Origin of the sequence: Dyadobacter pollutisoli (assembly GCF_026625565.1) — a bacterium.
GTDB classification, from domain to species: domain Bacteria; phylum Bacteroidota; class Bacteroidia; order Cytophagales; family Spirosomataceae; genus Dyadobacter; species Dyadobacter pollutisoli.
This window is the reverse complement of sequence record NZ_CP112998.1, coordinates 4,383,699-4,395,989: the sequence shown is the minus strand read 5'-3', so window position 1 is coordinate 4,395,989 and position 12,291 is coordinate 4,383,699. Positions and strand designations below refer to the sequence as shown.

Annotated in this window: 9 protein-coding genes; 3 read left to right on the top strand and 6 right to left on the bottom strand. The window is 45.1% G+C overall.

From position 1 onward, the window contains the following. Window positions 1-25: 25 nt before the first annotated feature. The 4 genes from ON006_RS17970 to ON006_RS17955 form a co-directional block, all read right to left on the bottom strand. Entirely contained in the window at window positions 26-385 is a 360-nt protein-coding gene (locus ON006_RS17970) for a DUF4890 domain-containing protein (protein ID WP_244820755.1), read from the bottom strand. A 69-nt stretch (window positions 386-454) separates the two neighbouring features. Further along, window positions 455-1,198 carry a DUF3307 domain-containing protein gene (locus tag ON006_RS17965; RefSeq protein WP_244820754.1) on the bottom strand — a complete coding sequence of 248 codons (744 nt, stop codon included), beginning with the start codon at window positions 1,196-1,198 and terminating at the stop codon, window positions 455-457. A gap of 6 nt (window positions 1,199-1,204) precedes the next feature. After that, complete coding sequence (locus ON006_RS17960; RefSeq protein WP_244820753.1) at window positions 1,205-1,837, bottom strand: SatD family protein; 633 nt, start codon at window positions 1,835-1,837, stop codon at window positions 1,205-1,207. A gap of 78 nt (window positions 1,838-1,915) precedes the next feature. Then, a complete protein-coding gene (locus ON006_RS17955; protein ID WP_244820752.1) occupies window positions 1,916-2,212 on the bottom strand; it encodes a hypothetical protein in 297 nt (98 codons plus the stop codon). Between the two features lie 164 nt (window positions 2,213-2,376). Here ON006_RS17955 and ON006_RS17950 point away from each other — a divergent pair, with 164 nt between their 5' ends. The 3 genes from ON006_RS17950 to ON006_RS17940 all read left to right on the top strand — a co-directional run bounded on the left by ON006_RS17950 (window position 2,377) and on the right by ON006_RS17940 (window position 7,295). Then, window positions 2,377-5,397: an amidohydrolase family protein gene (locus tag ON006_RS17950; RefSeq protein WP_244820751.1), complete on the top strand. Its 3,021-nt coding sequence runs from the start codon at window positions 2,377-2,379 to the stop codon at window positions 5,395-5,397. 32 nt (window positions 5,398-5,429) lie between these two features. Beyond that, window positions 5,430-6,749, top strand: coding sequence for an amidohydrolase family protein (locus ON006_RS17945; RefSeq protein ID WP_244820750.1), 1,320 nt, complete (start codon window positions 5,430-5,432; stop codon window positions 6,747-6,749). Window positions 6,750-6,956: 207 nt separating this feature from the next. Continuing rightward, window positions 6,957-7,295, top strand: a complete 339-nt coding sequence (locus ON006_RS17940) for a hypothetical protein (protein ID WP_244820749.1) — start codon at window positions 6,957-6,959, stop codon at window positions 7,293-7,295. 171 nt (window positions 7,296-7,466) lie between these two features. Here ON006_RS17940 and ON006_RS17935 read toward each other — a convergent pair whose 3' ends face one another. Continuing rightward, window positions 7,467-8,924, bottom strand: coding sequence for a SusD/RagB family nutrient-binding outer membrane lipoprotein (locus ON006_RS17935; protein ID WP_244820748.1), 1,458 nt, complete (start codon window positions 8,922-8,924; stop codon window positions 7,467-7,469). Between the two features lie 7 nt (window positions 8,925-8,931). Continuing rightward, on the bottom strand, window positions 8,932-12,195 hold the full coding sequence (locus ON006_RS17930; RefSeq protein ID WP_244820747.1) for a SusC/RagA family TonB-linked outer membrane protein: 3,264 nt from the start codon (window positions 12,193-12,195) through the stop codon (window positions 8,932-8,934). Between the last annotated feature and the right edge of the window lie 96 nt (window positions 12,196-12,291).

Sequence of the window (12,291 nt, the reverse complement as noted above, 5' to 3'; positions counted from 1 at the left end):
CTTTATTTGTTTAGATCAGTCTTAGTCAGTTTCTGGGGCCTCTTCCGCCGCCATTAGCACGACGGTCTTCCAGCATGGTTTTGTATTTTTCCTGCTGTTCAACGGTCAGGATTTTGGCCAGTTCCGTGTTGAATGTTTCCATAGATGCCCGCATTTGTGAGCGGTCCTGGGTTTGTGCGTCCCTGAGCTCCTGCATTTTCTGTGCGCGTGCGAGGCTGAGGTTATACACTTGCTTCTGCTGATCCTCGGAAAGACTAAGATTTTCGGTCAATGTCTTGGTTTGATTTTCAGCGCGCTTTTCCGGAGTGGCATTAGCTTCCTGCCTTTGTGCGAAGGCGGTCATGCTTACGAAAGCCATTAATATGGCAAACAATGTTTTCTTCATGGTTAAGAAGTTTAAATACCAGGGTTAGAGTTGAAAAGCGGAGATAGGTTTAACCGGAACTGGAATTTTTTAATAAAGCATTTTTACAGCCAATGCGACTGCAATCGCACATGTATAGCTCATCAGTGTCCCTACGAGTACATACTCCGATTTTTTGCTGATATAGGCTGGCGGAATCTCTCCTCCCGCAGTTTTATCATTGTATCGTAAAAGCGATTTGGCGGCGATCAGAAAGCCAATGGCAGAGAACTGGCTCACCAGTACAAATACAAAAATGAGGAGTCTTTCGGACATTCCTATCCAGCGGCCTGCATTGGCCAGGTTATCATCAATGTCGGGTGCGAGCTTGGTGAGCTCTTCCCGCCACGGTTTTGTGAGGATTCCGACCAGGAATGATATTGGCGAAAGGGATAGCAGTGCGCCGGACAGTATAGCCAGTGTTTTTGGTGTGTAAAGCCAGGTTTTAAAAGTTTCAAAACCAATATTCAATTTGTTGGTAATGATCAAAGTGGCTATGATAATGGTGATTAAATGCGCGGCCTGATCTGCAATGAACCAGGTAAGTGTGCCTTTTTTATCAAACTTAATTTTGACAATATCAATGATGCCGTGGGCTATTCCCAGAACGATAACGGGCATTGGATTGTCCCATTTACCTAACAAAATATAGGAAATGGCAATAACCAGTAATACGTGAAAATAGAGGTATTTGGAGCGTAGCGATTTCTTCTTTTTATCAATTACCCACGAAGTCGGTTGCCAGTAGAAATCAACAAGGACATGCGCCAGGAGGAGCAGCAAAAATTCAGTCATGGCTGTTTATCGTTTTGTGTATAGTGCTAAATGCTTTGGAAAGGTAGCCAAAAAATTTTCAATTGCCCACCATTTGGAGGCCGCAACACGTTGGCTTGCTGCCGACTGACTAATACCTAACCTTTCGGCAATCAGGCTTATACTTTGGTTTTGAAGCAATGCGACGATCACTTCACTTTGTGCGGTTGTCCAATTCTCAATAACCGTTTCCAGCAGATCAAGCGTGGCATTTAGTGGTTCAGACGAAACAGGTAGGGCAATGCCGATCCGTGCCTTTTGCATTCGGATATGGTCCGCCAGGTGCCCTGATAACCTGAATGCTTCCCCGTCAGAGGTTCCCGGACGATCGGTAACCAGTTCGGTTTTACCAATACCAATTGCAATCCGCAGGTCAGTATGAGGCGAGTTTGATCGCATAGCTGCCCTGGCAAGCACCGCTACGTGCATGGCGTCCCCGACATTTTTTAAAACTCCCTGGAAGCTGTCGCCACGATAGATCTCAGGTTTTAAAACCCATTGGAAAGTAGGGCTTTCGCGAAGTATTCTGATCAGTTCTTCTAACCATAAAGCAGCGTCTTCCCGAGCAAAACCCGTGGAATTCACCATGTCAGCGGTGATAACGGCCTGAAATCGTTTCATAACTATATAAGCTTTTTACCTTATAATCGGTAAATATAAGGTAAAAGCCTTATATCGGTTCGATATAAGCTAAAAACCTTATATTTTTTCAGAGAAATAACGGGCTAACTCTTCCCATTCTTCCTTTAATGAACCGTTAAATGTCTCTGAACCAGCGCGTCTGTACCAGTATCCTGCATTCCATGTGTCGCCTTCAACACGATGTAGATATGCATGTAAACGATCATAAGAACGGGTTCCTTCACTGCTTTGGGCAATGTCGTGAGCAGCTTCCCAATCGCCTTTTGCGTCATACCAAAGTGCTTTAAGTAGCACAGAAATGCCTTCCGGCGGTGTAGAGAGAGCAATGGATTCCTTAAATTGATCGTAGGTCATAAGAAAATGATTAAGCAAAAACCTGATACAAGATGCAAAAAAATAGAATGAACAGGAAAATTCTGTTGCCTTATTGTAACTTCTCCTGAATCGATCCGCCCGGCCCTGACTTTTTAAATTTACTTGTATATTGTAATGCTGAATTGTAATTAAATTAACAATATATGTTTAAACAAATATCAACCTTACTAACCGGGCTGACCATTGGCATATGCTGTCAGGCGCAAGGAACATTTCCGCAAAACGGAGCTTACGATGAGCGTCCGGGGCGATATGCTTTCACGAATGCGACGATAGTGGTGGATTCCAAAACTACCATTACGGCTGGCACGATGCTTATTGAGAACGGGACCATTCGCGAGGTAAGCAAGCAGGTTAAAATACCCGCAGGCACTGTCGTGGTGGATCTCAAAGGAAAATACATTTACCCATCACTGATTGACCTGGACTCCGATTACGGATTGCCCGAGGTAAGGAGGGAAAGAGCGGCGGGAGGAAGACAGACGCCTCAGATTGAATCCAATAAAAAAGGCGCTTTCGGCTGGAACCAGGCCGTACAGCCGGAAACTGACGCTAGTTTGTTATTTACACCTGACGCAAAAAAAGCCGAGGATTTCCGTAAAAATGGCTTCGGAACCGTGCTGATCCACGCGCACGACGGTATTGTGAGAGGGAATGGGGCATTGGTGACATTAACGGACGAGCCAGCCAACAAAGCATTATTGAATAAGAAAGCATCCGCGCATTTTTCATTCAGCAAAGGGTCTTCTTCACAAACCTACCCATCGTCCACAATGGGCGTAGTGGCATTGCTGCGTCAGAATTATTACGATGCCGACTGGTATGCCAAAGCTGTCGACAAAGAGACCAACTTGTCTCTAGATGCTTTTAATCAGATCAAAAGCCTGCCTTCCTTTTTTGAAACGAATGATAAATATAGCGTCATGCGGGCTGATAAAGTAGGGGATGAGTTTGGTATTCAGTACATTATACGTGGTGGTGGTGATGAGTACCAGCGCATTAACGAGATAAAAGCAACAAAAGCTACGCTAATATTGCCACTTCAATTTCCCGACGCTTACGATGTGAGCGATCCCTGGGATGCGGACGTCATAAGCATGTCACAGCTGAAACATTGGGAACTGGCACCTAAAAATACCTCCGAAGTAGCCAAAGCAGATATACCTTTTGCATTGACAACTGCCGGCCTGAAAAACAAAGCTGACTTTTGGAAAAACCTAAAAACAGCCATTGAATATGGTCTGCCGAAAGAAAAAGCACTGGAAGCATTGACTACCTTACCTGCAAGTTTGATCAAAGCGGAGGGCCAGATCGGAAGCCTCAAAACCGGGTTGCTTGCCAATTTTATCATTACGTCAGGGGATCTGTTTGGTAAGGACAACGTGATTTATGAAAACTGGATCCAGGGCAAGAAATTTGTGCTAGCCCCAATTAACGCTCCCGACATCAGAGGAACTTACTCATTGTCTTTAAACAACGAGCCGGCCGGAAAAATACAGATCACAGGTTCTCCTGAGAAGCCTGAGTACAAAATTGTTGTTCAGGATTCGATAAAAATCACGCCCAAAGCGATCCTGTCAAACGAATTGCTGACATTGACATATCAGAATAAACCCTCAGGAACAGTTCGCTTGACGGGCTGGCTCACCGGCGCTGATCTGGCAGGAGAAGGAGTGTTACCGGACGGTTCGGTTATCCCCTGGTCGGCGGTACTTTCGGAGAAATACCAGCCAGCAGCAGTTAAAGACTCTACCATTGCGAAACCGAAGGAAACAGGCCAGGTAGTATATCCTTTCGTAGGATTTGGAAACGAAGAATTACCAAAATCTGAGACGGTACTCGTCAAAAATGCGACGGTATGGACGAACGAAAAGGAGGGAATTTTGCAGAATACGGATGTTATCGTGCAGAATGGTAAAATTACCAAAATCGGAAAAGGATTAGCGGCCCCCGCGGGTACGCGGACTGTGGATGGAACGGGCAAACACCTTACCAGCGGCATTATTGACGAGCATTCGCACATCGCGCTGTTCACGATCAATGAAGGCGGGCAAACCAGCTCGGCGGAGGTGAGAATGAGTGATGTCATCAACCCTGACGATATTAATATTTACAGGCAACTGGCGGGCGGCGTAACAGCATCACATTTGTTGCATGGATCTGCCAATTCAATCGGTGGGCAGAGTGCCTTGATCAAGCTGAAATGGGGTGCCAGCCAGTCGGAAATGCTACTGCCTGAGGTAAAGACGATCAAATTTGCTTTGGGTGAAAACGTGAAGCAGTCCAACTGGGGCGATATCGTGAGAACCCGTTTTCCCCAAACCAGAATGGGTGTGGAGCAAGTATATTTCGACCATTTCATTCGTGCGAAAGAGTATTCCAACTCCTGGAAAAAATACAATGCAGCTTCCAAAAAGCAGCCGGGAGTTGCCCCACGCCGGGATATCGAACTGGACGCACTGGTGGAGATCCTGGACAGCGAAAGATTCATTACTTGCCATTCATACGTTCAATCGGAGATTAATATGCTGATGCACGTCGCTGATTCGCTGAAATTTAAGATCAATACATTTACACACATCTTGGAAGGCTACAAGCTGGCGGACGGAATGGCCAAAAGAGGAATCGGTGGATCAACATTCGCTGACTGGTGGGCCTACAAAATGGAGGTAAAAGAGGCGATTCCTTACAATGCAGCCTTAATGTACCACGAGGGAGTTACGGTTGCGATCAACTCTGATGATGCCGAAATGGCACGCAGACTAAACCAGGAAGCTGCAAAAACAGTGGAGTATGGTGGAGTGCCCGAGGAGGACGCCTGGAAAATGGTGACGCTGAATCCCGCCAAACTATTGCACGTGGATCACCGGATGGGCAGCATTAAAGCAGGCAAAGATGCCGATCTGGTACTCTGGAATACTAATCCATTGTCAGTATATGCACGTCCGGAATTTACAATGGTAGAAGGTACTGTTTACTTTGACCGGAAAAAGGATGAGGAAAAGCAAAAATCAATGGCGACGGAGCGGGAGAGGTTAATTCAAAAAATGCTTGGAGACAAAGCGGAAGGTAAACCTACCCAAAAGCCCCAGGCTACCCAGCCACGCATGTGGCACTGCGAAGACATCGTGGGCGTTCATGCAGAGCACGAGGGAACCAAGTAATTTTACATTTCATTGATTGTCAATTCGATATTATGATAAAAAATAAATTAATCCCGGTAATAGGCTGGACGTTGCTGCAATTTTCAATTGCCATTTCCGGGGCAATCGCGCAAAACCCGGCACCCGCCAAAACTCAGACAAAACCGGTAATCCTCACAGGTGCCACCATTCACATTGGAAACGGACAGGTAATCGAAAATGGTGCTGTCGCCTTCGATAAGGGGATCATTACCCAGATTGGCCCGGCTTGGATTATCAATGACAATGGATCTGAGGTCATTGATGTAAAGAAGAAGCACATTTATCCGGGAATCATTTCGCTTAATACTACCGTCGGGTTGCAGGAAATTGCATCGGTACGCGCCACATTGGATTTTAATGAAGTAGGGCAGATCAACCCGCATGTGAGGGCATTGGTCGCTTATAACACGGATTCCGAAGTGATCCCGACATTACGTGGCAATGGAATACTGGTTTCGCAGTCTGTGCCGCAAGGAGGCGCGATTTCGGGCTCTTCGTCGGTATTTTACAGCGACGGCTGGAACTGGGAGGACGCCGTTTTGAAAAAAGATGACGGAATATGGCTGAGCTGGCCACCGTTTTTGTCGAGTACTTTCAATTACGATGATTTTACGGTATCGGTTAAAAGGAATGAAAAACGTCAGGAATTGCTGGATCTTTTCAAATCTACCTTTTCGGATGCCAAAGCCTATTCCGAAACAGCTAATCCAAGTCCTGTAAACCTGCGTCTGGCAGCTATGAAACCATTATTTGATGGTTCGGCGAATCTTTACATTCGCGCCGATTATGCCAAAGACATCATTGAAGCTGTCAAATTTGCGAAGGAGGCAGGCGTAAAAAAGTTGGTGATAGTAGGAGGGGATGAGTCATATAAGGTGGCTGGCTTTTTGAAAGAAAACAATGTTCCTGTCATCCTGAACCCTACGCATCGTCTTCCAAACAGGGCAGACGAAAATGTATATATGCCTTACGAATTACCGGGCTTGCTTCATAAAGCTGGTGTTAAAGTCGCGGTTACCTATGCGGATGAATGGTGGCGCACGCGCAACCTCGCATTTCTGGCCGGTACTTCTTCCGGTTTTGGCAACGTTGCTCCCGAAGATGCTTTGCAATTTATTACCAAAAATGCAGCGGAGATCATAGGAGCAGAAAAGGAAGTAGGAACCCTGGAAAAAGGCAAGCAAGCTTCACTGATCGTTTCCGAAGGTGATATACTGGATATGCGTGGTAACGTAGTGACAATGGTTTTCATCAAAGGCGGGAAAGTAGACCTGGATGATAAGCAGAAACGGCTTTATGAGAAGTATAAGGGCAAATATGGGAAGAAGTAAAACAGAAAATGCCGGGTTTTGCCCAGTCACGGTCGGAAGATTTATTCTTCCGATTTTTTTTGTTTAAAATGGTTTAGTTTTATTTATTATATAATGGATAATCAATTGATTATATCTTAACAGGCAGATTTTTTGGCTATCTTTAATTATTGATAACCAGTAGGATATGCCCGTTTTTAAGGATCACAGAATCAATATAAACATCTGTTGGGGTTTGCTCCCGAAGCCCTTATCGACCATTTATCGGCAACCACCCGGATCGACCATTATACCAAAGTGCTGCATGGTAAGAAGATGTTTTATCTTTTGATGGTGTGCTGCTGTGTCATTCTGATGTCTTTACCGCTGCCCGGCTATGCCAGCGAAGATATGGCCTTGCCAGAAGCAGATATATGGGACATGTTGAAAAGGATAATGGGCACCGTAATATTTTGTGAGCCATCTGGTCTCTTTGGGCAGGAATGGAATACAGATCATGCTATACATGACCCTGATGGCGACTATGATCATTTTAATGTACAAAAAGGCCAACACCATTGGATATAAAACCGCCAAACGAAGGTTTTCGATGGAGGTCAGACACTTGGCAATTGCTTTGATCGTGATCCATTACGGCGGAAACCCGAATCGGCTTTTTAAGACATAAAAAATGGCCGGAATTTCTTCCGACCATGGCTGCGGGATATCCCGCCTCTTTCTAATAACTTTTGATTAAAATCAGAACTTATCCCACCACAGTTTGGTAGTAGCAAGGTCACCACCGATGGCGGTACCGGCAGCTTCGCGATTAGCTGGGTTCAAAGTCTGTTCGTTGATCGGATATATGATCCTTACTGGAATTGCTAATCCCGCGGGAGCGCTTCCGCCCGAAGGAGGGAGTAATTTTGGATAATCCAACCTTCTCCATTCCAGCCAGGCTTCCCATCCACGGTTGTACAAAGCGATCCATTTCTGGAAACCGATTTTTTCTTTAAAATCACCTGTTGCAGTAGTGTAAGCAACTTTTGGCTGCGCCAGATAGGTAGTTGCATCTGCCGCAGTACCACCCCAATATAGTATCGAAGCAGTGATCGCCGCATTGTAATGTTCAGGAGCAGTCCCGGAGGTTATAAAGCCTCTTTCAACAGCTTCTGCAAGATAGAATTCAACCTCAGTGTAGTCCATTAACAAACCTTCCAATGCTGGCTCGATAATTTTTGTTCCTACGTGAGAGAAGTTTGCATAAGTATTGAGAAAACCGTAGTTACCACCAACATATTTTCCATCTGCTGTTGTTGTGAAGAATGAAGCCCTTCTAGGATCGTTCAATGCATTCAATGGATCGATCAGCGTAGACGCGCCTACATAATCCTGCCGTGTTGAATACAGAATGTTAAGGTTCTGTGCGATTGGATTATAGTTTGGTGGTGTGGCGATATATGGGAATCGTGCTCTGTCCGCATTTGAGGTAAACACGTTTGGTGCTGCAGCAGCTACCAAAGTTTTTGCTTTTGCAGCATCGACATCCGCAAGGATCATTCCCAGTTTCAGTTTCAGGGAGTTTCCGAATTTAACCCATTTGGTCATGTCAGATTTTCCTCCAGTGTTATAGATCAGGTCACCTGCGCCAAAATTGCTACCCGCAGCCGGATCTATCGAAGCCAATGCCGCGTCAAGACGAACCAAGATCGCGTCGTAGACAGTCTTTGCATCATCGTATTTTGGAAGCGGATTGCTTGGATTCAAAGCCTCTGAATAAGGAATGTTTCCGAAAGTGTTCAACAGTACCGACCAGCTGTAAACTTCGACGATTTCAAGTTGTGCCAATTCGTTTGCTTTGACTTTGGGATCAATTAGCGCATCTTCATTAAGAAGTCTTTTTGCCTCGTTCAAATCGGAAATCACATCGCGATAAACTGCCTGCCACAGAGCTTGTGGAATGGTACGCGCGGTAAGGTTGTAACGTGGCTCATCCAAATAAGTGGTTGTAGACCAGTGCTGAACATATAGGCGGTAGTTGTTTGTGTTTACGCTGGGCGTAGTCAACACGTCTGCCAAGCCTTTCAGGGCATTGGAAAAAAGGGTGACCGGGGGGACAGTCGTCGCCTTCTTCTCATTGATGTTATAGTCATCCAGGCTATCTACGCAGGATGCTAGCAACACGATTGGTAATAAGAATATGATTAATTTTTTCATGTTGTTTTTAAAAACGGAATTTAACATTGAATCCATAATTTTTCACCGCTGGATAAGCACCTGTCTGGTAACCACCCGCGCCTGCCGATAGTCCTGAACCCAAACCATCCTCTGGATCTTGGTAATCCATATTTTTGTGGATGATCCACAAGTTGCGACCGATCAGTGAGATATCGATTTGTTTGAAAGCCCTCAATTTTGAAACGAGTGACTGAGGTACGCCGAAAGTCAATGCAACTTCTCTCAGTTTCACATAGCTGCCATCGTAGATATACATCGCTCTTGGAGGGTTGGCTGGGTAACCGTAAGCCGTTGCGCCACCACCATCTGTGTTTGCAGCATATACTGTGTTTACAGATCCGTCAGCTTGTACACCTGGGTAGAGAACACCACCACCAGCTGAAACCGGGTCTCTTTTAGGAATTCCTTTGTCGTTGAGGCCAGCTGTGATCGGGTACATACCAGTGCCTTCTCCATACCATTGATCCAGGGACCAGATATCTCCACCGTGACGAACGTCGATCAGGAAGCTAAGAGACAAAGTTTTGTATTTTAATGTGTTGTTCAAACCGCCGATCCAGTCCGGGTTAGGGTTACCGATGATTTGAGCAGAGCTTGCGCTTGCCTGGTACATTCCGTTTGCTTTCACAATTTTCTGACCTGCGTCGTTGTAAACGAAGTTTGTTCCACGGATGATACCGAATGGCATTCCATGAACTTTTCCGTTTGCATCTTTTGTAAATGCAGCATTCAATGTTACACCACCTTGCAGGGATGCGATTTGTACGTTTTGTACGTCTCCGTAAAGGCTTAAAACCTCATTGCGATTTCTTGCAAAGTTTGCAGTTAACGTCCATTCGAAATCACCAGTTTTAATTGGCGTGATGAAAGCTGAGACTTCAACACCTTTGTTTTGAACTTCACCGGAATTTACGTACCGGGCTGTATAACCTGTTGCTGATGTAATATCAACCGGAAGGATCTGATCAAGCGTGTTACTTTTATAATAAGTAACATCAAAACCTGCACGTTCCTGCAAGAAACCCATTTGAAGGGTGAATTCCAGGTTTTTAGTTCTTTCTGATTTTAGTTGAGCGTTGTTCTTCGTATTAGGCAACGAGAAATAAGGGACAGAGCCGATTGCTGTTGGTTTGTCATAAATATCCCTTGTAGCTCCAAATGGTGCGTCGTTACCTACTTCTGCGTAGTTAGCACTGATCTTGCCAACACTCAACCAGTTGTTTTTCAGAGCAGGGAGCTCAGAGAAAACAAAGTTGGCCCCAACAGATGGATAGAAATAAGTGTTGTTGGATTCAGGAAGCGTGGTTGATTTATCCTGTCTTGCAGTTAATTCAAGGTTAGCCAGATCTTTGTATCCAAAAGAAGCCTGTCCGTACAAACCATCCACTCCTATGCGTTGAAGTTGCTCAACTGGTGCTTCAACCGGGTTTTTGGAGTTTTCAATAGAGTAAAGGTTAGGAACTACAAGTCCACCGTTAGTTTGTGTACGGATTGAAGTCATTTTCGATCTTCTCATGCTACCACCCAACAAACCCGAGAAGTGAATATCCTTTGTAATTTCCTTTCTGAAATTAGCGATTACGTCAAGGTTAGTTTCGTTAAATAAGCGGTTGTAACGTGCGTAAGCGCCAGGAGCTTGGCTGAAAACCGCGATTCTCTCCTCCTGCATATCGCTAGTTCCGTTATAGCTGAAACGACCTGTGATGTCTACCCATGAGGCGATTTTGTAAGTTCCGGTAGCATATCCGAAGAAGTTGTCACGGCTGTCGTTGTTATAATTTTTGTACCTCGACCAGTAGGGGTTGTCAGCGTAGATCGGATAGTTGTTTGCAAACTGGGCGCCTGTGCCTGAATGGTTTGCCCAGTTCCAGGTAACATTCTGCCCATTTCTGAAATATGCATCTTTCAATTCAAGCACATCAACATTGGTCTGAAACCACTGACGGAAAGCTTGGTTAGGGTTTTTACCGCTATAACCAGTTCCGAAACGGCCCAATCCTTTAATTTGTGAATAGTTCACATTTGCAGATACGCTCAGTTTTTTCGACAGATCGTAGGATGCTGAAAAGTTGAAAAGGTTTTTGCCTAGCTTACTATTTGGAAGGACACCTTTTTCATCATTTCTCGCGTAGCCAATTTTAAAAGTGCTGTTGTCGCCACCACCGGTGATGTTAATGCTCTGGTTAGAGGTAACACCTGTTTCATAAAATTTGTCAGGGCCATTCTGAGCAGCAGTCCAAGGCGTCATTTTTTGGAACGAAGGAGATGAAGGGTCGATCGCATTCCATTGATAAACCATCAGGCTAGGGTCGAATTTAGGGCCGAACGAAGCATCCGAATCAAAGGAAGCAATTTTGCCATCGCCTGATCCAAGATTGCCGTTGTAAAAGTCAGTAGCGCCACCGTAGCCCGCACCGTATTCTTTTTGATACTTTACGTAAGTTGATTTGTCGATTTTACCCCAGGTAACACCCGAGTTAACAGTTACGTCGAAGCTGTTTTTCCGGCCTTGTTTGGTAGTGATCAAAATCACACCGTTTGCAGCACGCGAACCGTAAAGGGCAGTTGCGGCAGCACCTTTCAATACGTTAATGGATTGAATGTTATCAGGATTGATATCAGCAGCAGCGTTACCATAATCAGCACCAGTTCTACCAGTTTGCTGGTCAGTAGTGTTATTGTTGGCATTAGAAACAGGGATGCCATCAATTACATAAAGAGCCTGGTTGTTTCCAGTGATTGATTTGTAACCACGGATGATCGTGCTGGTAGAACCTCCCATCGTGTTACTCGCCTTGATATCCACACCTGCTACTTTACCGGAAAGGGCATTCATCATGTTGGTGTTGCGGCCCTGCGTAAGTAATGCCGAGCTAACCTGCTGCGCAGCATAAACCAGTTCGTTTCGTTTTTTCTCCTGACCTAATGCTGTTACAACAACTTCTTGTAACAGACTTATGTCATTGGTAAGGGAAACATCTATGGTAGACTGGGTACCCACAATAATTTCCTTCGTCTGGAAACCAATAAAGCTAAAAACCAAAGTAGCGCCCGACTCGGTTGTAATGGTGTATTCTCCCTGGGCGTTTGTGGTGGTACCCCGATTAGTACCTTTCAAAGAAATGTTAACACCCGGTAAAACCGAGCCGTCTTCAGCGCTGACCTTACCGGTCACAGCGCGGTCCTGGGCATAGACTTGTGCGCATAACAGCACCAAGCACCCCAGTAGGGATAATAGAGTCTTCCTCATAAATGATTAAATAGTTAGATTTGTTATGTTAACATAATGTTGCAAAATTAATTATTAGTTTAACCATTACAACCATGCAATTGCCAGATTTCAAAA